The sequence below is a fragment of the Salmonella sp. SAL04162 genome (assembly GCF_046551535.1).
Classification (GTDB): Bacteria; Pseudomonadota; Gammaproteobacteria; order Enterobacterales; family Enterobacteriaceae; genus Salmonella; species Salmonella enterica.
The window spans coordinates 165,586-186,146 of sequence record NZ_JBGDVX010000004.1 but is presented as its reverse complement, the minus strand read 5'-3'; the positions used below and the strand labels follow the sequence as shown (position 1 = coordinate 186,146).

19 protein-coding genes and 1 tRNA gene are annotated in these 20,561 nt (G+C 49.6%); 12 read left to right on the top strand and 8 right to left on the bottom strand.

The annotated features are described in order from the left end of the window. Positions 1 to 71: 71 nt before the first annotated feature. Complete coding sequence (locus tag ACLJRH_RS09875) at positions 72 to 755, bottom strand: helix-turn-helix transcriptional regulator (RefSeq protein WP_023223212.1); 684 nt, start codon at positions 753 to 755, stop codon at positions 72 to 74. A 510-nt stretch (positions 756 to 1,265) separates the two neighbouring features. On the opposite strand from ACLJRH_RS09875, the gene ACLJRH_RS09870 reads away from it, so the two are divergent. Together ACLJRH_RS09870 and ACLJRH_RS09865 are read left to right on the top strand one after the other, a co-directional pair. Next, positions 1,266 to 2,450: an anaerobic sulfatase maturase gene (locus ACLJRH_RS09870; protein ID WP_000933446.1), complete on the top strand. Its 1,185-nt coding sequence runs from the start codon at positions 1,266 to 1,268 to the stop codon at positions 2,448 to 2,450. 68 nt (positions 2,451 to 2,518) lie between these two features. Then, positions 2,519 to 4,258, top strand: a complete 1,740-nt coding sequence (locus ACLJRH_RS09865) for an arylsulfatase (protein WP_000745171.1) — start codon at positions 2,519 to 2,521, stop codon at positions 4,256 to 4,258. A gap of 47 nt (positions 4,259 to 4,305) precedes the next feature. Here the strand turns inward: ACLJRH_RS09865 and ripR are convergent, their stop codons facing one another. After that, positions 4,306 to 5,184: an itaconate degradation transcriptional regulator RipR gene (gene ripR / locus ACLJRH_RS09860; protein WP_000423178.1), complete on the bottom strand. Its 879-nt coding sequence runs from the start codon at positions 5,182 to 5,184 to the stop codon at positions 4,306 to 4,308. A 91-nt stretch (positions 5,185 to 5,275) separates the two neighbouring features. Here ripR and ripC point away from each other — a divergent pair, with 91 nt between their 5' ends. From ripC to ACLJRH_RS09840, 4 genes are all read left to right on the top strand, one after another. Next, the gene (gene ripC, locus ACLJRH_RS09855) at positions 5,276 to 6,118 is read left to right on the top strand and encodes an itaconate degradation C-C-lyase RipC (RefSeq protein WP_001112897.1); all 843 of its coding nucleotides are present in this window, start codon (positions 5,276 to 5,278) and stop codon (positions 6,116 to 6,118) included. 23 nt (positions 6,119 to 6,141) lie between these two features. Beyond that, positions 6,142 to 6,669: a (R)-specific enoyl-CoA hydratase RipB/Ich gene (ripB, locus tag ACLJRH_RS09850; RefSeq protein ID WP_001094308.1), complete on the top strand. Its 528-nt coding sequence runs from the start codon at positions 6,142 to 6,144 to the stop codon at positions 6,667 to 6,669. Between the two features lie 24 nt (positions 6,670 to 6,693). Beyond that, positions 6,694 to 8,019, top strand: a complete 1,326-nt coding sequence (gene ripA / locus ACLJRH_RS09845; protein WP_023229064.1) for an itaconate CoA-transferase RipA/Ict — start codon at positions 6,694 to 6,696, stop codon at positions 8,017 to 8,019. A gap of 63 nt (positions 8,020 to 8,082) precedes the next feature. After that, entirely contained in the window at positions 8,083 to 8,463 is a 381-nt protein-coding gene (locus tag ACLJRH_RS09840) for a VOC family protein (RefSeq protein ID WP_000582672.1), read from the top strand. Between the two features lie 158 nt (positions 8,464 to 8,621). On the opposite strand, the gene ACLJRH_RS09835 is transcribed toward ACLJRH_RS09840, so the two are convergent. Together ACLJRH_RS09835 and ACLJRH_RS09830 are read right to left on the bottom strand one after the other, a co-directional pair. Then, positions 8,622 to 8,697: transfer RNA gene (locus tag ACLJRH_RS09835), tRNA-Phe, on the bottom strand. Positions 8,698 to 8,802: 105 nt separating this feature from the next. After that, complete coding sequence (locus ACLJRH_RS09830) at positions 8,803 to 9,510, bottom strand: DUF554 domain-containing protein (RefSeq protein ID WP_000234473.1); 708 nt, start codon at positions 9,508 to 9,510, stop codon at positions 8,803 to 8,805. A 425-nt stretch (positions 9,511 to 9,935) separates the two neighbouring features. Between ACLJRH_RS09830 and ACLJRH_RS09825 the strand changes: the two genes are divergently transcribed. Next, complete coding sequence (locus ACLJRH_RS09825) at positions 9,936 to 12,071, top strand: ornithine decarboxylase (protein ID WP_000839742.1); 2,136 nt, start codon at positions 9,936 to 9,938, stop codon at positions 12,069 to 12,071. 61 nt (positions 12,072 to 12,132) lie between these two features. On the opposite strand, the gene ACLJRH_RS09820 is transcribed toward ACLJRH_RS09825, so the two are convergent. From ACLJRH_RS09820 to mutY, 4 genes are all read right to left on the bottom strand, one after another. After that, entirely contained in the window at positions 12,133 to 13,389 is a 1,257-nt protein-coding gene (locus tag ACLJRH_RS09820) for a nucleoside permease (RefSeq protein WP_001049804.1), read from the bottom strand. A 216-nt stretch (positions 13,390 to 13,605) separates the two neighbouring features. Then, on the bottom strand, positions 13,606 to 14,691 hold the full coding sequence (mltC, locus tag ACLJRH_RS09815) for a membrane-bound lytic murein transglycosylase MltC (RefSeq protein ID WP_000976289.1): 1,086 nt from the start codon (positions 14,689 to 14,691) through the stop codon (positions 13,606 to 13,608). Between the two features lie 112 nt (positions 14,692 to 14,803). Next, positions 14,804 to 15,079 (bottom strand): oxidative damage protection protein, encoded by a 276-nt coding sequence (locus tag ACLJRH_RS09810; RefSeq protein ID WP_000091706.1) that lies wholly within the window; start codon positions 15,077 to 15,079, stop codon positions 14,804 to 14,806. A 27-nt stretch (positions 15,080 to 15,106) separates the two neighbouring features. After that, positions 15,107 to 16,159: an A/G-specific adenine glycosylase gene (gene mutY / locus ACLJRH_RS09805; RefSeq protein WP_001148959.1), complete on the bottom strand. Its 1,053-nt coding sequence runs from the start codon at positions 16,157 to 16,159 to the stop codon at positions 15,107 to 15,109. A 154-nt stretch (positions 16,160 to 16,313) separates the two neighbouring features. On the opposite strand from mutY, the gene trmB reads away from it, so the two are divergent. The 5 genes from trmB to ACLJRH_RS09780 all read left to right on the top strand — a co-directional run bounded on the left by trmB (position 16,314) and on the right by ACLJRH_RS09780 (position 20,503). Further along, a complete protein-coding gene (gene trmB / locus ACLJRH_RS09800; protein ID WP_000786890.1) occupies positions 16,314 to 17,033 on the top strand; it encodes a tRNA (guanosine(46)-N7)-methyltransferase TrmB in 720 nt (239 codons plus the stop codon). Further along, positions 17,033 to 17,359 carry a YggL family protein gene (locus ACLJRH_RS09795; RefSeq protein WP_001107559.1) on the top strand — a complete coding sequence of 109 codons (327 nt, stop codon included), beginning with the start codon at positions 17,033 to 17,035 and terminating at the stop codon, positions 17,357 to 17,359. Before trmB ends, ACLJRH_RS09795 begins: the two co-directional genes overlap by 1 nt. 49 nt (positions 17,360 to 17,408) lie before the next feature. After that, positions 17,409 to 18,128 carry a DUF2884 domain-containing protein gene (locus ACLJRH_RS09790; RefSeq protein WP_000984835.1) on the top strand — a complete coding sequence of 240 codons (720 nt, stop codon included), beginning with the start codon at positions 17,409 to 17,411 and terminating at the stop codon, positions 18,126 to 18,128. A 188-nt stretch (positions 18,129 to 18,316) separates the two neighbouring features. Beyond that, on the top strand, positions 18,317 to 19,363 hold the full coding sequence (gene ansB, locus ACLJRH_RS09785) for an L-asparaginase 2 (protein ID WP_000394189.1): 1,047 nt from the start codon (positions 18,317 to 18,319) through the stop codon (positions 19,361 to 19,363). A gap of 132 nt (positions 19,364 to 19,495) precedes the next feature. Next, the gene (locus ACLJRH_RS09780) at positions 19,496 to 20,503 is read left to right on the top strand and encodes a DUF1202 domain-containing protein (RefSeq protein WP_023137235.1); all 1,008 of its coding nucleotides are present in this window, start codon (positions 19,496 to 19,498) and stop codon (positions 20,501 to 20,503) included. Positions 20,504 to 20,561 lie beyond the last annotated feature (58 nt).

Sequence of the window (20,561 nt, the reverse complement as noted above, 5' to 3'; positions counted from 1 at the left end):
TGGTATTAATTCAGGCATATATGACACATGGGGAAAAGACCCGCAATTGACGCGGGGTAAAAAGCACGCTTTCACATATGCTGTGAATGTTGTACCGAGGACATTCTGGTTCGGGAAACCAGTTCCGTGCGATTTATCACTTCTGTTTTAGCAAAAATATTACGTAAATGCGTTTTCACTGTTGAGAGAGATATATTCAACTGACGGGCAATCAATTTGTTACTGGCCCCTTCGCAGACCATTCCCACAATTTCACGCTCTTTTGCGGTCAATATTGACGCCAGATTGTTGTCTTCCTGAAGAGAATCATGAATTGCCAGTCCCAGTAATGGTTGTACTGCCTGGGCTCGCAAACGCTCTTCGCTGGAAAAAGGTATATCGCGCATTAATGAAATGGCCGCGATAATACGATGGCCCCGACGAATAAAGATCTCAATCATGTCGCACACATGATTAGGTAGCATAAATTCATGATAATAATGGCGATGACGGGCACAGATACCGGGCGTCATCGTCGCTACGGTAATAACCTGCTGGCCGAACCGGGAAGGCGATAGCGGGTCTAATGGTTGAAAATGCTCCAGATATTGTTGGTGTGTGCTATTAGAAATGTTATGTAAAACATAGGCTTCCGGCTTTAAATAAGCATTAACACGATAAAAAACCGCCGACGACAGAGGAATGAGTTGCGCAATGCTCTGTAAGCAATGGAGAGTGATCCCGTCATTATGGCCAGTAGTTGATAAGGCTGACATGTTATCTCCTTCCATCCGGATGAGCGCGCCGGGACGCAGTAAAATAGTGGTATGTTGAAACATACAATTTACATTCGATTAACACAATCATTCACATGTTAATAATGTGATGCGTGTTACGGTATTTTTTATAAATATTTGAAATAAAACAGTTTTAATTTAAATCCTGTTTGGTTTTCTAAAAAATAATTTAAAATTATTAATATAATTTTTTCTGTCGCGGTTGACTCATCTCCTGAAAATGCCGTGGGTTCTCGTCCTTCAGGACGATATTCTTTTGAGACGACTGTTCTATGATTTTCTGTAATAGCGCAGGTTAACAGAGACTTAATTTCTGGCTCAGACAGGATTTGCTAAATAACGTTTCAATAGCGTCATTCGCTATGCAGAAAACCGGCGTATCAATAGATAAAGCTTGCTTGCGGCATTCTGCCCGCAGCACCAGACGGACGCTATTGCGAAATGTGAGTCATGTCTCCGCATCAGAAATGACAATTACAGGACAGAATAATGTTGAATCTCAACACATTACGGCAACAACAAATCCCCGTAATGACTGAATATCGCGCGCAGATACCCTTTCATATTTTGGCAAAACCCATAGGCCCTGCATGTAATCTGGCCTGCCGCTATTGTTATTACCCACAGGGCGAAACGCCCGTAGAAAAAATGAATGAATCAACGCTGGAGGTTTTTATTTGTCGCTATATTGCGGCGCAACCTGCCAGTGCGCGTGAAATTAATTTTGTCTGGCAAGGCGGTGAACCGCTTTTAGCCGGAATCGGTTTTTATAAAAAGGTAATAGCGCTTCAACAACGATATGCGCCTGACGGCGTGACGATCAGTAATAGTCTGCAAACGAACGCGACGTTGTTAAACGATGCCTGGTGTCGTCTGTTTCGCGACAATAATTTTACTATTGGCATCAGTCTTGAGGGCAGTGAAGACTTGCAAAATTACCATCGTCCGGGCAAACGCGGCGAGTCCAGTTATCCGGCGGTGTTGCGGGGAATCACATTGTTACAACACTATCGAGTCGATTTTAACGTACTGATTGTCGTGCATGATGACATGGCTAGCCATGCGGCAGCCATCTACGATCATGTTGTTAGCCTTGGCGCTCGTTATCTGCAATTTCAGCCACTGATGAACGAAGGCAACGCCCTACAGCAAAATTACCAATTGAGTGCGGATAACTGGGGGCGTTTCATGATTGATATCTGGCGTCAATGGCGCAAACGCGGCGATATGGGACGGGTTTTTGTGATCAACATTGAACAGGCATGGGCACAATATTTTACGCATATCAGCGCCACCTGTGTCCATTCCGCCCGCTGCGGAACGAATCTGGTCATGGAGCCGGACGGCAAACTCTATGCCTGCGATCATCTGATTAATAGCCAGCATTACCTGGGACAGCTTTCTAATAATATGTTAGCGCCAGCCGTAGATACCGCAACCCGGCTTCCCTTTGGTATTAAGAAAAGCCAGCGCCGGGAGTGTCAACGGTGTTCTGTGAAAATAGTCTGCCAGGGAGGCTGCCCCGCACATATCAACAGTGCCGGCTACAACCGACTTTGTAGCGGCTATTACTCTTTTTTCACTGAGATTCTGGCTCCGCTACGCGCCTGGCCCCGGAATCTGAATGGACTGAAAGCCTGGCGTGCTGACGTTATGGGCAGATTTTCGGGCTGATGGTCCATCTTGCCGCATTTGCCCGCCGCTCTTGTACAACATCCGTAGTCTGAAATGGAGAATAAGCCGTGAAAAAACAAGTAACACTTGCCACACTCAGCATTATCTTCTCCGGTACGGCGCACAGTACGCAAAACGAACGTCCTGATATTATCGTGATTATCGCTGATGATATGGGATATTCTGATATCACTCCCTTCGGTGGGGAAATCCCAACGCCTAATTTGCAGGCGATGGCTGAGAACGGCGTGCGGATGAGTCAATATTACACGTCTCCCATGTCTGCTCCCGCCCGTGCGATGCTATTAACCGGGAACACCAGTCAGCAAGCGGGTATAGGCGGTATGTGGTGGTATGAAAATACCATAGGTAAGGAAGGCTATGAATTGCGCCTGACTGATCGGGTGACGACCATGGCTGAACGCTTTAAAGATGCTGGTTACAATACGCTGATGGCGGGTAAATGGCATCTTGGTTTTACGCCAGGCTCGACGCCAAAAGATCGGGGCTTTCGTCATTCTTTCGCCTTGATGGGGGGAGGCGCCAGTCACTTTGATGATGCCGTGCCGCTGGGAACCGTGGAGATATTTCATACCTATTATACCCGTGACAATCAGCGCATTTCACTGCCCTCCAGTTTTTACTCCAGCGAAGCCTATGCCAGCCAGATTAATCGCTGGATCAGCGAGACGCCACGGGAACAACCTATCTTCGCGTGGTTGGCCTTTACTGCGCCACATGATCCTCTGCAGGCGCCGGATGAATGGATTAGTCGTTTTAAAAATCAGTATGAACAGGGCTATGCAGACGTCTATCGTCAGCGTATTGCTCGTTTGAAGAAACTGGGTTTCCTGCGTGATGACATACCTCTGCCAGGACTGGAACTTGATAAAGAATGGCAGGCGATGACCCCGGAACAGCAGAAATATACGGCGAAGGTGATGCAGGTTTACGCTGCTATGATCGCCAATATGGATGCACAGATTGGTACCGTTATTGAGACGTTAAAAAAGACCGGGCGCGATAAAAACACGATTCTGGTCTTCTTAAGTGATAATGGGGTGAATCCGGCGGAGGGCTTTCACTATGAATCTGAACCGGATTTTTGGAAGCAATTCGATAATCGTTACGAAAATATTGGTCGTAAAAATTCATTTATCTCTTATGGTCCACACTGGGCTGATGTCAGCAATGCGCCTTATGGTCGCTATCACAAAACGACCAGCGGTCAGGGGGGAATTAATACCAGTTTTATGATTTCCGGTCCTGGTATCATCCATAATGGCGCCATAGATAACGCCACAATGGCGGCGTATGATGTCGCGCCCACGCTCTATGAATTTGCAGGTATTGATGTCAGTAAATCATTATCTGAAAGACCGACACTGCCAATGATCGGCGTGAGTTTTAAACGCTATCTGACCGGTGAAAGTCTGCACGCGCCTCGCACACAATATGGTGTTGAACTCCATAATCAGGCGGCCTGGATAGATGGGGAATGGAAATTGCGTCGTCTTGTCACAGTATTCCCACAGGCGGGTAATGCGCCATGGGAATTATTCAACCTGCAACGTGACCCCCTGGAAACGCATAATCTCGCAGCAGATTATGTGGATAAAGTGAAAATACTGAGCAGTGCATATGAGGCATTTGCAAAACAGACAATGGTGCTTTATGCCAAAGGCAAGCTTATCGATTATGTGGGTATCGACAGTAAAACCGGGCGTTATCTGGCTGTCGATCCACAGACATTGCAGCCAGTTCCTGCTCCGTTAGCGATTCCTTTAGACACAAAATCGGACCAATAATTATTGGTTACGTTTCAAATGATTATTCAACGCTCACATAACCGCATTCAGCCAGTGACTTTCAGGATGAAGTTTCTCAGCGTTGGTGATGTATCGCCGCGCCGGTATGCCAGAGCCAGCTTTGCGACGGGCATCTGGTCTGCAACGGGGCGGTATACTACTCCCTTGACATTAACCTGTCTCATTGAATCTGGAACCATCGACACGCCCATCTCTGCCGACACAAGGTTAATGACTGACGAAATTTGCGGCACGAGTTGACCAATTTTCGGTTCAAAGCCCGCTTTACCGCAGGCCTCGATCACTACGTCATAAAGCGACAGGCCGATTTCACGTGGGAAGAGTAAAAAAAACTCATCTTTGAGAATCGAGAGTGCAATCTGTTTACACGCCGCAGCAGGATGCGTTTCTGCCAGCACAATAACCATTGGCTCTTCAGACAGTAACCTGAGCTGGAACCGTTCATTGCCTGTAAAACCGGGTCTCAGAAAGGCAACATCCAGCGATCCTTCATTCAATTCATCAGCCAGTTGAGTTGTATTTCCTTCCTCAAGCTGCAAACGAACGTCAGGATAAGCCCGCTTGAAAGTACGGATTGCGCCGGGCACCACACTGTTAAATGCCGCAGAGGCAGTAAAACCCACCCTTAACACGCCCGATTCCCCCCTGGCAACACGCTGCGCTGCCAGCACGGCTCTTGTCGCGGTAGCAGGCATCCCTTTAACAACATCATAAAATGCTTTTCCAGCCTCGGTTAATTCCGCGCCATGAGGCACTCTCCGGAATAGCTGCGCTCCCAGCTCTCTTTCCAGATCCTTAATCTGTTGGCTTAGCGGCGGCTGACCTATGCCTACTTTTGTCGCAGCCCGCGTGAAATGCCGCTCTTCAGCGACGGCGAGAAAATAGCGAATATGGCGCAGTTCCATCCTCATCTCCAAAAGCAATTAAGAATGGCACCATCATATATTGGAAGAATGAAACCAGCGAGCGCATAGTGAGGTTAACAGGAGGTGCAATATGCCCGATATTTCTCATACACCGACACGTAGCTGGCTTTTTACCCCAGCAATTCGACCAGAACGTTTCATAAAAGCAGTTGAAAGTGCGGCGGACATTTCTATTATCGATCTTGAAGATTCCGTCACCCCGAATGACAAGGCGCAGGCCCGGAAAATTGCGATGCAGTTCCTTTCATCCCGACCAAACTCATCGCTGAAAATAGCATTAAGAATTAATGGAATGAATACTCATGCTGGCATTGAAGACCTGCATATGTTACTGGAATGCCGTTTTTTTCCTGATTACATTATTCTTCCGAAAACAGAGTCAGCCGCGCACCTGCAAATCGTGGATAGTCTTATCATGATGGCTGGTTCTGATACTCGCCTTATTGGCATTATTGAGTCAGTTGTCGGACTTAATGCCGTAGAGTCTATTGCGGACGCCACCCCCAGACTCTGCGGGTTGATGTTTGGCGCCGCAGATATGGCGGCTGACATTGGCGCCACACCCGCCTGGGAGCCTCTTGCGCTGGCGCGGGCCAGAATAGTGGCTGCCTGCGCTATGAAAGGGCTTCTTGCAATAGATGCTCCCTTCTTTGATATAGGCGATTTTTCAGGTCTGAAAGAGGAAACGCTGCAGGCGCTCAGTTTTGGTTTTTCTGCAAAATCGGCTATTCACCCCGCTCAGATTAGTGTAATCAACGCCGCATTTACTCCTACAACGGCAGAAATTAATCATGCTCGTGCAGTACTGACAGAGAATGCCAAAGGCGTCGGGATCGTTAGCGGCATGATGATAGATGCAGCCGTTGCCCGTCAGGCCCGGAGATTACTCGCCCGGGCAGGGATCTTTTCCTGATTTTATTAACAGAGGAATTGATTATGAACACGTTATTACCCGCTTATAAAACCATTAGCGAGGGGCGCTACCGAGAAATTTCGGGTCTTTACTGGGAGGATTTTCATCCCGGTGATGTTTTTGAACATCGTCCCGGCCGGACGGTTCTGGACGCCGATAATGTGTGGTTTACCCTGCTCACTCTCAATGTGCAGCCGGTCCATTTCGATGCGGCTTACGCCAGCAAAACGGAATGGAAAAAGTTACTGGTTGATTCAACGTTCACTCTGGCGCTTTTAACCGGTATGAGCGTGCGTACTGTCAGCGCCAGGGTCGTGGCCAATCTTGGCTGGGATAAGGTACAAGCCGTCCATCCGGTTTTCGCAGGGGATACACTTTATGCTGAAAGCACTGTACTCAGCAAACGCCTGTCAAATAGTCGCCCGGGACAAGGCATCGTTACCGTTCGGACATGTGGCATTAATCAGAATGGTGTAGAGGTCATGCGCTTCGAACGAACAATGTTAGTTTATTGCTGTGGATGTTCGCCTGAAGAAGACGCCGCTTATTGAGAAATCGCCCTGAGGTTTAGAGTCATGATGAATGTTAATGCAGTGTATGCCGAAAAATGCGTGACGCCTGACGAGGCGGTTACTTTAATTACCTCCGGCAGTCACCTCTCTATGGGAATGTTTGCAGCAGAGCCTCCAGCTTTGCTGAATGCGCTGGCAAAGCGAGCGAAAAGGGGAGAAATCAACGATCTGCGGGTTTACTGTTATGAAACAGCCAGCATTGCCGGGAACACTATTTTCCGTTATGAGCTAAGTGACTATATTCATCTCTACAGTATGTTTATTACCGGTATTGAACGGGCTTTAATACGTCAGGGGATTGAGAGTTCCGGGCGAAAAATAGTTAACTATGTACCTTCAAATTTTCATCAGGCGACGCGATTACTGGCTGATGATATTGGTATTGATACCTTTATTCACACCGTGTCCCCTATGGATAAGTATGGCTATTTTAATTTTGGAACTGGAAACGATTATTCCACCCGGATTGCGAGGACAGCTAAAAAGCTTATTGTCGAAGTTAACAAATATATGCCGCGCGTTCATGGAGAAGGTGCTGCAATCCATATTTCAGAAATTGACGCCATTGTTGAAAACCATGTCCCTTTAATTGAACTACCAATACGTACTGCCGTAGCCGAAGATATTGCTATCAGTCAGATTATCGCCTCTCTTGTGCCAGATGGCGCTTGTCTCCAGATGGGGGTCGGCGCATTACCGGAGCTCATCTGTAATGCGCTCAAGGAACATAATGATCTGGGGGTCCATACAGAGGCGCTGAATCCGGGGTTGGTAAGTTTGATTCAACAAGGCGTCGTTACCAACCAGCGTAAAAATATCGACCGGGGAATGTCTGTATTTACTTTTGCTATGGGACAAAAGGATATGTATGACTATCTCAACGACAACCCCTCTTTTTTTAGTCGGCCTGTCGATTATGTTAACGATCCGGGGATCATTGCGCAAAATGAGAATGTTGTCTCCATTAACGCTACCTTACAAATCGATCTCACTGGTGCCTGTAACTCTGAATATTTGCTTGGACACCAGTACAGTGCTTCAGGAGGGCAATTGGATTTTGTCAGAGGCGCATATGCATCTAAAGGAGGTCGTTCCATTATTACGACCCGCTCAACGGCCGCGAATGATACGATTTCTCGTATTGTTCCCCGCCTTGAGGGGCCTGTAACAACCCCACGAACGGATACGCACTGGATAGTCACTGAATTTGGCTCCGTAAACCTGAAGGGGCTCTCTTCAACCGAGCGTGCGCTCAGGATCATTGAATTGGCGCATCCCAATTTTCGGCAGCAACTTAGAGTAGATGCAAAAAAAATGCATCTGATTTAAAAGTAGGTTAATGCTATTTTTAATGTAGCATCCCCAAAATATAAACATCATGAGTCTATTCAAATGATAATTGACAGAATTGATCACCTTGTATTAACGGTATCTGATATATCAACCACAATAAGATTCTACGAAGAGGTACTTGGTTTTTCTGCGGTAACATTTAAACAAAACAGAAAAGCGTTAATATTTGGAGCGCAAAAAATTAACCTCCATCAGCAAGAAATGGAGTTCGAACCAAAAGCGAGTAGACCAACGCCGGGATCTGCCGATTTATGTTTTATTACATCGACACCGATAAATGATGTTGTGTCTGAGATCTTACAGGCAGGCATTCCCATTGTTGAAGGCCCGGTTGAGAGAACTGGAGCTACAGGCGAGATAATGTCTATCTACATCAGGGACCCTGATGGAAACTTAATTGAAATTTCGCAGTATGTTTAATGTTAAAACTTACTATTGCTGCCTTTATTATGATCACGCATCCGTTTATATTGGTCTAATGGAGATCATATGGCAATAATTTCTGGAAAGAGTCTATGTTCAAACTTATTGACTTGAAGACATCGAGGAATTCATAAGGAAGCATAAAAAAGGAAAGGTGGTGCCCGGACTCGGAATCGAACCAAGGACACGGGGATTTTCAATCCCCTGCTCTACCGACTGAGCTATCCGGGCAACGAGGCGCATTAAACCGTAATCGCCTCGCTTCGTCAACGAAATTTCTTCAAATCAACGTAGACTGCACAATCTATCACCACTTTGTTGTTATTGCACGCAGAGTCAGGCAAAAAACATCGCCCATGCGGCGGAGATCGGCATCGCCAGCAACAGCGCCGGGAGCATATTCACTACCGGAAACATTTTGATTCCACATACACGCAAGCCGGTTGCCACCAGCAGCAGTCCGCCCACAGCGCTAAAGTCGCCCATCATTGCCGGCGTGGTCAGCGGAAGAATGAGAGTGGCGCAGGCGGCAAGCGTTAACTGGATAATCAACATCGGTGCGCAAATCGCCGAAACGGCGATGCCAAGCGAACAGGCGAAAATAATGGCAGTGAAAAAATCCAGAAAAGATTTAGCGATCAAAATGTTTGGATCGCCGGTCATCCCTTCATGCATCGCGCCGAAAATACCGGTGCCACTGGCGCAAAAAAGTACAATGATAGCGACGTAACTTTGAATAAATGAGTCGTGCGTTGGCTTATTACCCGATGCCATAAATAATTGTTGGATTTTCGCGACTGCGCCATTAATGCCTTTTTCCAGCAAACAAAACTCGCCGATAAGCGCGCCGACCAGCGTCGCCAGCACCATCACCGGAAGATTAGCGCACTTCATCACCAGCAGAATGCCAATACCCAGGGAGCACAGACCAAAAATAGACGTCATTGAGACGCGAATCCGTTCTGGCAGACGCTGACTTAACAGCGCGCCAATAACGCCGCCGAATAAAATTGCGCCAGCGTTAATAAAAGGTCCAATTACCACAATGACTCCTGTTATTTGTCTTTCAAATTGCCTTATTATCACGCGATTAAGCTGTTAATAGCTTGATTATCTGTGACGTATAGAGCGCTGATTTTACCTTGCGCCGTCTGGTGAAAGGTGCCATGATTGCGCGAAATTTCTCCTGCCAGCATGGGGCTCGCCGGGATGAACATAGCGCCTTTATATTGTCTTCACTGTCGCCTGACTGCGCGAGGTTTGCCCCTTTCTTTCCTTTTTTTTGTCGTCCCCGCTATGCGGTGAGGGCAGCGCACGCTCACTGCAGGACAACAGTAAAATCAGAAACAGTCTGTTTTTACTGATGTCTGGCGGTCGGAGCTGGTATCCAGTTTGACCCGGCATCTCGTTGGGCAAGGCATCGGGCTTTGTCCGGGGTTACTCTACTCCCGAAACGGGTATTTGCGCTTATGAAATCAATGAATATTGCCGCCAGCGGTGAACTCATCCCCCGTCTCTCCACCCACCGAAACGTAGTGGCGCTGGACAGTACCGACTTTACCGATGTGGCCGCAGTCGTCATTACCACTGCCGACAGCCGTAGCGGTATTCTGGCGTTGCTTAAACGCACCGGTTTTCACCTGCCGGTGTTTATGCTTGTGGATGAACCCGTCAGCGCGCCTGCCGGCGTTACGGCGGTAATAGGTGGGAACGCGCAGGAATGGCTGGAGCTGGAAAACGCAGCCTGTCGCTACGAAGCGGAACTTCTGCCGCCCTTTTATGGCACCCTGACCCAGTATGTCGACATGGGGAATAGTACCTTTGCTTGCCCGGGGCACCAGCATGGCGAGTTTTTTAGAAAACATCCCGCAGGCCGTCATTTTTATGACTTTTTTGGTGAAAATCTGTTTCGTGCGGATATGTGTAACGCCGATGTGAAACTTGGCGATCTGCTCATACATGAAGGTTCTGCCAAACACGCGCAGAAATTTGCGGCAAAAGTGTTTAATGCGGATAAAACCTACTTTGTGCTGAATGGGACTTCGGCGGCGAATAAAGTGGTCACTAACGCCCTGCTGACGCGCGGCGATCTGGTGCTGTTTGATCGTAATAATCACAAATCCAACCACCACGGCGCCCTGATTCAGGCCGGGGCGACGCCAGTCTATCTTGAAGCAGCGCGTAACCCGTTTGGTTTTATCGGTGGTATTGATGCGCACTGTTTTGATGAAACGTACCTGCGCGACCAGATTCGTGACGTGATGCCGGAAAGCGCCGATGCATCGCGTCCGTTCCGCCTGGCGATCATTCAGCTGGGTACCTATGACGGCACTATTTACAACGCCCGTCAGGTGGTGGATAAAATCGGGCATCTCTGCGATTACATTCTGTTTGACTCCGCGTGGGTAGGCTATGAGCAGTTTATCAATATGATGGCGGATACCTCGCCGTTGCGGCTGGAGCTTAATGAAAACGACCCTGGGATCTTTGTGACCCAATCGGTACATAAGCAACAGGCGGGGTTCTCACAAACCTCGCAGATCCACAAAAAAGATAACCATATTCGCGGCCAGGCGCGTTTTTGCCCGCACAAACGCCTGAACAACGCCTTCATGTTGCACGCCTCGACCAGTCCGTTCTACCCGCTGTTTGCGGCGCTGGATATCAATGCCAAAATCCACGAAGGGGAGAGCGGTCGCCGCCTGTGGGCGGAGTGCGTTGCGCTGGGCATTGACGCGCGTAAAGCCATTCTCGCCCGTTGCAAACTGCTTCAGCCCTTTATCCCACTGGTGGTTGACGGCAAGCCGTGGCAGGCATATCCGACGGAGACCATTGCCAGCAATCGTCGTTTCTTCAGTTTTGAGCCCGGGGCGAAATGGCATGGCTTTGAGGGTTATGCGGATGACCAGTATTTTGTCGACCCCTGTAAACTGTTACTGACCACGCCAGGTATTGATGCCGATAGTGGGCAGTACACCGAATTCGGCATCCCGGCGACCATTCTCGCCCACTATCTGCGTGAGAACGGTATTGTGCCTGAGAAGTGCGATCTCAACTCGATTCTGTTCTTGCTGACACCCGCTGAGAGCGAAGAGAAACTGGCGCGGCTGGTCGCGATGCTGGCGCAATTTGAACGGCACATTGAAGACGATACGCCGCTTGCGGATGTATTGCCGACGGTTTTTCAGAAATACCCGGTTCGCTACCGCGATTACACCCTGCGTGAGCTATGTCAGGAGATGCACAACCTGTACGTTAGCTTTGACGTTAAGGATCTGCAAAAAGCGATGTTCCGCAAAGAAAGCCTGCCGCATGTGGCGATGAACCCACAGGACGCCAACAGCGCCTTTATTCGCGGCGATGTAGAGCTGGTGCGTATCAGCGAGGCGGACGGGCGTATTGCTGCCGAGGGGGCATTGCCATACCCGCCGGGCGTACTGTGCGTGGTGCCGGGGGAGATTTGGGGCGGCGCGGCGCAGCGTTATTTTTTGGCGCTGGAAGAGGGCATCAATCTGTTGCCCGGTTTTTCGCCTGAATTGCAGGGGGTATATAGCGAGACTGATGCCGATGGAATTCAACGCTTGTACGGATATGTTTTAAAGTAACGTTGCCTGCAGGCCGGATAAGGCATTTACGCCTTATCCGGCCTGCGAAACAGGGCAAGAATTAATGTGCAACGGGTTGCGAACTTGCCGGAACGCGAACGTGTTTGTATTTGAACAAGGCTACGAACGCAAAGGCCAGCACCAGCGAGTAGCCTGCGAAGATGAGCCACACGGTCTGCCAGTCGGTAATGCCGTTTTGAGTGTAATACTCCACCACTTTACCGCTCACAATGCCGCCCAGGATACAGCCGAAGCCGTTGGTCATCATCAGGAACATCCCCTGCGCGCTGGCGCGGATTTCCGGGCGTACTTCTTTTTCGACAAACACCGAGCCAGAAATGTTGAAGAAATCGAAGGCGCAGCCGTACACAATCATCGACAGTACCAGCAGAACGGTACCGAACGGCGTCGGGTCGCCATAAGCGAACAGGCCGAAACGCAGCATCCACGCCACAATACTGATAAGCATAACGTTCTTAATACCATAACGGCTCAGGAAGAACGGAATGGTCAGGATGAATAACGTTTCAGAAATCTGCGAAATCGACATCATCACCGAGGCGTGCTGCACGATAAAGCTACTGGCGAATAGCGGATCTTTATCAAAGCTATGCAGGAAGGTGTTGCCAAACATGTTGGTGATCTGCAGTTCCGCGCCCAGCATCATGGAGAAGATGAAGAAAATCGCCATCCGCTTATTTTTAAACAGCGCAAAAGCGTCAAGGCCCAGCATTGATGTCCAGCTCTGGTTTTTCTGTTGGTTCGCCACCGGAATGTGCGGCAGGGTAAAGGTAAACAGTACCAGCAGAACGGAAAGCGTCGCGCCGATATAAAGCTGCATATGGCTCAGCTCGAAACCGGAGAAACTCACGCCCCACATCGCCAGAATAAAGCCAATGGTGCCCCAGATACGGATAGGCGGGAAGTCAGTCACAATATCCATGCCGGCAGACTGCAGGCGGTAATACGATATTGTATTGATCAAGCCCAACGTCGGCATATAGGCCAGCGAGTTAAGCAGGATCACAAAGAACATCGCCCCAGGCGTAGTGACTTCCGCGGCCATGAATAGCGTGATGGCGCCGACGACATGACACAGGGCATAGACCCATTTCGCGCTCAGCCATTTGTCAGCCACAATGCCTAGCAAGGTCGGCATAAAGACGGCGGCAATCCCCAGTGAACTATAAACTGCGCCAATAGATGCGCCGTCAAATTTTAAGGTGACGAACATATACGAGCCCAGGGTAGTGAGCCAGCTTCCCCACAGACAGAACTGCAGAAAAGAGAGTATTTTAAGCTGCAGCTTAAGATTCATGTTAATTTCCTCACACCTGAGAGCGGATGAATGTTTTAAAAGGCACATTTGCCGTTGTGATTTGGTGTGATTCTATCAATGAGAGGCGGGCTTTTTTTGTTACCTGTGACAAATATTTGCAAACAATTTCTGATTGCAAGGTAAAATGGTGACGGAGTTAACACTTTTGCCTTTCCCGCCTCTGTCATTTGCCGGCCAGAGGCGGGATGCGATGGTTTATCGGCGGCGATACGATCGCTGGGCGGAATTCACCTTATACAGATAGCGGCGCGACTCCGCAGATGGATGTCGGGTGGTTAATATCTGGTACACATCCCCCGGCGACATGCGGTTAATCATATTCGCGGCCTGAATCTTATCGTTCGAGAATACGCGTAATACGCTGCCTGCGCCGCCATTGTAGGCGGTAATGACCGCATAGCGCCGCGACGTCGGATTCTCGATACCGCTCAGATAGACATTATTCAACATCGCCAGATACGCTGTGCCGGTATCGATATTGCTGGCGGGGTCGAACAGGAAGTTACGGCTTGGCGTGCCGGACTTACCCTGAGAACGGAAAACATCTTTCCCGGCGCTGTGTTGCACCACCTGCATCAGGCCCAGCGCATCCGCGTGACTGACCGCATACGGGTTGAACGAGGACTCCGTTTGCATAATCGCCAGAATCAGCGACTCGTCAACGCCGTATTTACGGGAGGCCTGGCGTACCATGCCAATGTATTTATGCGCGCGTTTATCAAGGTGGTTCGGCACCAGATTAATGGTGACGCTGTAAATAATACGCAGGCCGTTACTGCGGCTTTTGAGCCGCGTTTTCAGCAAGTAATCCGCGAATGTCGTGGCGCGGCCTTCCCAGCGAATAGGCTGGCCGGTATTGTCGAGGACCTGACCATACAGGAAGGGTTCTTTAGAAATTTTTATGTCATCGACATCGGAGTAAAGATCGACGGAGGTTGGGTCGTCACCCATGAGCAACGTTTTAATAATGGCCCGGCGCAGATGTGCGGTAGGTTCCGTCCCGGCGATGGTTTCAACGGTAATGGTCCCATCATCAAAGTTGATGTGGCTACGGGTCTGGAACTGATCGGTATATTTGACGTAGTCTTTCGGCCCGGCGATCAGGACTTCCTTATATCCCCACAGATTTTCAATATTGTTGGCAAATTGCCCCATCAAAATATCAAAGCCGTTGGTATCCTTGACCCAGGCTTCATTATACGTCTCGCCTTTTTTGGTCGAACTGGAGCAGGAGATGAGCAACGGCGCAATAACAGCAAGCGCGAGTAATTTTTTCATCATTCCGGGAGTGCATGTTGTGTTGTCGTTATGCCATGTTGCCGGGCAGCGGCGCTAAGAGCTTATCCGGCATAACTCACAGGCCGAATAAGCGCAGCGTCATTCAGCAACGGGCCTATTTTTTATCTTCCGGCGTATAACCTTCGATATGAACGTCTTTGCCTTCGAACAGGAAGCTCACCATCTCCTGTTCCAGCAGCTTACGGTGCTCGGCGTTCATCATGTTGAGCTTTTTCTCGTTAATCAACATGGTCTGCTTATGCTGCCACTGCGCCCACGCGTCCTTAGAGATCTCGTTATAGATACGTTTTCCCAGTTCGCCAGGGTAGAGCTGAAAATCTTGCCCTTCAGCGTCGCGTTGCAGGTAAGTACAAAAAATCGTTCTGCTCATAAGTCATCCTCTTCATCGACCGGGGCGTTAAACTGGCGCTCCGGTACGTAACTGCTGTAACAAGCGCTCCACGGGGGCCGCCAGTCCGACTGACGGCGGTTGCGCTAAGTTATACCAGAGCGCGCTGCCTTCATCCATGCAGGCGTCCAGTGACGACACGGGAAGCCACATAGGCACAATATCCAGGTGGAAATGGCTAAATGTGTGGCGAAACGCGTTAAGCTGGGTCAAATTATCAGCGTTAACATGCCGTTGCGCCAGCCATTCACGTAATTCATCTTCGCTGGCGAACTGCGGGAAGCAGTAGAGTCCGCCCCATAAACCGCTGGGAGGGCGCTGCGCCAGGAAAATCTCCTGATTATGCTGTAACAATAAAAAGTAACCCGTCCGCTCCGGTAACGTCTGTTTCGGTTTCTTGCCCGGATAGCGTGACCAGCTTTCATGCGCAGCGGCGATACAACCGTTTTGCAGCGGACACAGGGTGCACTTTGGCTTTGAACGCGTACAAACCATCGCGCCCAGATCCATCATCGCCTGATTAAAACGCTCCACGCCGCGTGCGGGCGTCACTTGCTCGCTCAACGTCCACAGCGTATTCTCCACCTCTTTTTTTCCAGGCCAGCCGCTAACAGCATAACAGCGAGCCAGCACACGTTTAACGTTTCCATCAAGAATCGGATAATGTTTACCTAACGCGAGGGAGAGAATCGCGCCGGCGGTTGAACGCCCGACGCCGGGTAGCGCGGCGATTTCGGCAAAAGTTTGCGGGAATTCTCCACCGTGAAGCGTCGCCACCTGTTGCGCCGCTTTATGCAAATTACGCGCGCGGGCGTAATAGCCGAGCCCGGTCCATAAATGGAGCACTTCATCCAGCGGCGCATTCGCTAAATCCGTCACCGTGGGAAAGCGCGCCATAAATCGCTCAAAGTAAGGAATCACCGTCGTCACCTGCGTTTGTTGCAACATGACTTCCGAGAGCCATACTTTGTAAGGCGTCTTGTTAATTTGCCAGGGCAGCGTTTTCCGCCCGTATTTGTCGTACCAGTCCAGAACCTGGGCTGAAAATTGAGACGCTTGCATGGAAACTCATTCATTATTGCCGGGGGCAAGATTGCAGCACAGAGGCCGCAGGGTGTAAACCGGAACTTTCCGCAGTGCGCTTCATGCTTGCATCCGGCAACTAACTTTGGATAATGCCCGTTTTCAGAACTCAAACACAGCAGACTACACTTTTATGAAAAACGACGTCATTTCACCGGAATTTGATGAAAACGGTCGCCCGCTGCGCCGTATTCGTAGTTTTGTTCGTCGCCAGGGGCGACTGACAAAGGGGCAAGAACACGCGCTGGAAAACTACTGGCCGGTGATGGGCGTCGAGTTCAGCGAAGCGCCGGTAGATTTCGCCACGTTGTTTGGTCGCGAAGCGCCGGTGACGCTGGAGATTGGTTTTGGCATGGGGGCGTCTCTCGTGGCGATGGCGAAAGCGCGCCCGGAGCAGAATTTCCTCGGCATTGAAGTGCATTCGCCCGGCGTCGGCGCATGTCTGGCGTCCGCTCATGAAGAGGGCGTTGAAAACCTGCGCGTCATGTGCCACGACGCGGTAGAAGTGTTGCATAAAATGATTCCTGACAATTCTTTATCGATGGTTCAGCTCTTTTTCCCTGACCCGTGGCATAAAGCGCGTCATAATAAACGCCGTATCGTTCAGGTGCCGTTTGCTGAACTGGTATTGAGCAAGCTGAAATTGGGCGGCGTTTTCCATATGGCGACCGACTGGGAAGCGTATGCGGAACACATGCTTGAAGTCATGTCTTCTATCGACGGGTACAAAAATCTGTCAGAGAGCAATGATTATGTACCGCGCCCGGAATCGCGCCCGGTAACGAAATTTGAACAACGTGGCCATCGTCTTGGTCATGGCGTATGGGACTTAATGTTCGAGAGGGTGAAATAATGGCAAAGAACCGTAGTCGTCGTCTGCGTAAAAAAATGCACATTGACGAATTCCAGGAATTAGGATTTTCGGTGGCATGGCGTTTTCCGGAAGGTACATCTGAAGAGCAGATCGATAAGACTGTCGATGACTTTATTAATGACGTTATTGAGCCTAATAAACTGGCGTTTGACGGCAGCGGCTACCTGGCCTGGGAAGGGCTGATTTGTATGCAGGAAATCGGTAAATGTACCGAAGAACATCAGGCGATTGTGCGTAAGTGGCTGGAAGCGCGCAACCTTGAAGAAGTCCGAACCAGCGAACTTTTCGACGTTTGGTGGGACTAATGAGTACAGGGTCGGCAAATGCCGGCCCGCTTTGTCTTGAGGGAAAGTTATGATGCGCAAAACGCTGCTGGCGGCAGTGCTAACGTTGACGGCGATGGCCGCTCATGCAGATTACAAATGCAGTGTCACGCCGCGTGACGATGTGATCCTGAGTCCACAAACGGTGCAGGTGAAAGGTGAAAACGGCAACCTGGTGATCACGCCGGACGGCAATGTGATGTACAACGGTAAGCAGTACACCCTTAGCGCCGCGCAACGCGAGCAAGCGAAAGATTACCAGGCGGAACTGCGAAGCGCGCTGCCGTGGATTGATGAGGGCGCCCGATCGCGCGTCGAAAAAGGCCGCGTGGCGCTGGATAAAATCATCGCTAAAGAGGTGGGCGAAAGCAGCAACATGCGTAGCCGTCTGACGAAGCTTGATGCGCAATTAAAAGCGCAAATGAACCGTATTATCGAACATCGTACGGACGGCCTGACGTTCCACTATAAGGCTATCGACCAGGTGCGTGCCGACGGTCAGCAGTTGGTGAATCAGGCGATGGGCGGTATTTTGCAGGACAGCATTAACGAAATGGGCGCCAAAGCGGTGCTTAAAGGCGGCGGCAATCCTTTACAGGGCGTGATGGGCAGCCTCGGTGGTTTGCAAACCGCTATCCAGAATGAATGGAAAAATCAGGAGAAAGATTTCCAGCAGTTTGGCAAAGATGTCTGTAGCCGCGTAGTAACCTTAGAAGATAGCCGCAAAGCGCTGGTTGGCAGCCTGAAGTAATCTTTCCTTTTTAAACAATGGCGTAGATCGTATCTGCGCCTTTTTATTCTGTTTTTTCCTGCATTTTGTTATCCATCTCTAAAAAATACTCTCTGTTGGATATATATCGCTGGTTAATCGTATGGCGTCACATTATTCGTCTGCAATATAGGGATAATGCGACCAGTTGACATAACTGGAGATATAACATGGAGTTTTTCAGGAAAACGGCATTAGCTGCTCTGGTAATGGGTTTCAGCGGCGCAGCGTTCGCTTTACCGAATATCACCATCTTAGCGACCGGCGGAACGATCGCTGGCGGCGGTGATTCAGCAACAAAATCAAATTATACGGCAGGTAAAGTCGGTGTCGAAAATCTGGTGGATGCCGTTCCTCAATTGAAGGACATTGCGGTAGTGAAAGGCGAGCAGGTCGTTAACATTGGCTCGCAGGATATGAACGATGAAGTCTGGCTCACGCTGGCGAAAAAAATCAATACCGAGTGCGACAGCACCGACGGTTTCGTGATTACCCACGGTACTGATACGATGGAAGAGACCGCTTATTTCCTCGATCTGACCGTGAAATGCAATAAACCGGTGGTACTGGTCGGCGCGATGCGCCCTTCCACGTCAATGAGCGCAGATGGCCCGTTCAACCTCTATAATGCGGTAGTAACAGCGGCTGATAAACAGTCTGCCAACCGCGGCGTGCTGGTGGTAATGAATGATACCGTCATGGACGGACGCGACGTCACTAAGACCAATACGACTGACGTGGCGACGTTCAAAGCGGTTAACTACGGCCCGCTGGGTTATATCCACAACGGTAAAATTGACTACCAGCGTACTCCAGAGCGTAAACATACCACCTCCACCCCGTTCGACGTGTCGAAGCTGACCGCGTTGCCGAAAGTCGGTATCGTTTATAACTATGCGAATGCGTCCGATCTGCCGGCAAAAGCGCTGGTAGACGCGGGTTATGACGGGATCGTGAGCGCAGGTGTGGGTAACGGCAACCTGTATAAAACGGTCTTTGATACCCTGGCGACCGCTGCGCACAACGGTACGGTAGTGGTGCGTTCTTCACGTGTGCCGACTGGCGCAACCACGCAGGATGCGGAAGTGGACGATGCAAAATACGGCTTTGTCGCCTCTGGCACGCTGAACCCGCAAAAAGCGCGTGTCTTACTGCAACTGGCGTTAACCCAGACTAAAGATCCAAAACAGATCCAGACGATGTTCAATCAGTATTAAAGATAATGCCCCGGTCGGAAGGCCGGGGCTATCTTTGGAAGACCTCTCGCACAATCAACACTATTATCTTGCTAATTATCATCATGGTTATGATAATCGTGGGCGTCATGTCTCTGGACGGGAGGTCCACAAGTGGTTCGACAATGGATTGCTGGCGCAGCGCTGTTTGCCCTGATTTCAGGCTATAGTTGGGCAGAGGTTGCTCAACCCTCCGATAACATCTTAAAAGAACAGTTTAGTAAGCAGTACCACGGCATACTTAAACTGGATTCCATTACCTTAAAAAATCTTGATTCGAGGGGCAATCAGGCCACCTGGTCTGCCGAAGGGGATATTTCTTCCCGTGAAGATATGTATACCGGCGTTGGTATGGCGGCGGATTATTATTTTGTTGAAAAAACCTGGACCAAAGATCGTCCCGTTAAATTTTCTGCCATGTTGACCAGCAAAGGGACGCCAGCCTCTGGCTGGACGGTGAGCTATTACTCATTACAAATGGCAGCCAGCGATCAGGGCCGGGCTATTGACGACATTAAAACGAATGATAAATACCTGATCGTCAACAGCGATGACTTTAACTATCGGTTTGGCAACATTGAAGCTTCCTGGCGTGCGCAGAAAGCGTCGATCCCCGGTCTTGAAGAACAACTCTTTGCCCTGGATAAGAAAATAGCGGTAGCTAAAAAAGAAGCGGACGCATATTGGGGAAAAGGTGCTGATGGGAAACCGTTGACCCGCGCCGAGGCGTTTAAAAAGACGTTAAAAGAGCGCGATGATTATGTAAAAGCCAACGATAGTAGCGTATATGCCGAGAAATACGAAAAAGAGGTCTATCAACCGGCATTAGACGCGTGCCGTAAGCAGAGTGAGCCGTGCAATGAAGCGGCTATTCAGCAGAAAAGAGATTTAGACATACACGAGCAGCGGCGGCAGGTATTTTTGAAATCAGAAGAACTGCGTCGAAAAGCGCAGAATGACTGGATAACGTTAGAGAAAGGACAATATCCGCTGAATATAGCGGTACAGAAACTTCAGATGCAACAGAGTGATATACGCATGAAAATCACGGATATTAATGACGGTTACGAGCGCTGGAAAAAAGATACGGACGATTTGCGTCGTAAAGGGGTTATTAAATAATGCGCTTGCCGGCGGCGCATTAACCGCCACAGGTCGGTAAGCGTCGCGCCATCAGGTA

Excerpts from the sequence above, each read along its gene's own strand:
- ACLJRH_RS09875 (WP_023223212.1), bottom strand. The coding sequence starts at position 755 with ATGTCAGCCTTATCAACTACTGGCCATAATGACGGGATCACTCTCCAT.
- ACLJRH_RS09810 (WP_000091706.1), bottom strand. The coding sequence starts at position 15,079 with ATGAGCAGAACGATTTTTTGTACTTACCTGCAACGCGACGCTGAAGGG.
- ACLJRH_RS09825 (WP_000839742.1), top strand. The coding sequence starts at position 9,936 with ATGAAATCAATGAATATTGCCGCCAGCGGTGAACTCATCCCCCGTCTC.
- ansB (WP_000394189.1), top strand. The coding sequence starts at position 18,317 with ATGGAGTTTTTCAGGAAAACGGCATTAGCTGCTCTGGTAATGGGTTTC.
- mutY (WP_001148959.1), bottom strand. The coding sequence starts at position 16,159 with ATGCAAGCGTCTCAATTTTCAGCCCAGGTTCTGGACTGGTACGACAAA.
- ACLJRH_RS09820 (WP_001049804.1), bottom strand. The coding sequence starts at position 13,389 with ATGAATCTTAAGCTGCAGCTTAAAATACTCTCTTTTCTGCAGTTCTGT.
- ACLJRH_RS09870 (WP_000933446.1), top strand. The coding sequence starts at position 1,266 with ATGTTGAATCTCAACACATTACGGCAACAACAAATCCCCGTAATGACT.
- ACLJRH_RS09840 (WP_000582672.1), top strand. The coding sequence starts at position 8,083 with ATGATAATTGACAGAATTGATCACCTTGTATTAACGGTATCTGATATA.
- ripA (WP_023229064.1), top strand. The coding sequence starts at position 6,694 with ATGATGAATGTTAATGCAGTGTATGCCGAAAAATGCGTGACGCCTGAC.
- ripC (WP_001112897.1), top strand. The coding sequence starts at position 5,276 with ATGCCCGATATTTCTCATACACCGACACGTAGCTGGCTTTTTACCCCA.
- ACLJRH_RS09790 (WP_000984835.1), top strand. The coding sequence starts at position 17,409 with ATGATGCGCAAAACGCTGCTGGCGGCAGTGCTAACGTTGACGGCGATG.
- ripB (WP_001094308.1), top strand. The coding sequence starts at position 6,142 with ATGAACACGTTATTACCCGCTTATAAAACCATTAGCGAGGGGCGCTAC.
- trmB (WP_000786890.1), top strand. The coding sequence starts at position 16,314 with ATGAAAAACGACGTCATTTCACCGGAATTTGATGAAAACGGTCGCCCG.
- ACLJRH_RS09795 (WP_001107559.1), top strand. The coding sequence starts at position 17,033 with ATGGCAAAGAACCGTAGTCGTCGTCTGCGTAAAAAAATGCACATTGAC.
- ripR (WP_000423178.1), bottom strand. The coding sequence starts at position 5,184 with ATGGAACTGCGCCATATTCGCTATTTTCTCGCCGTCGCTGAAGAGCGG.
- mltC (WP_000976289.1), bottom strand. The coding sequence starts at position 14,691 with ATGATGAAAAAATTACTCGCGCTTGCTGTTATTGCGCCGTTGCTCATC.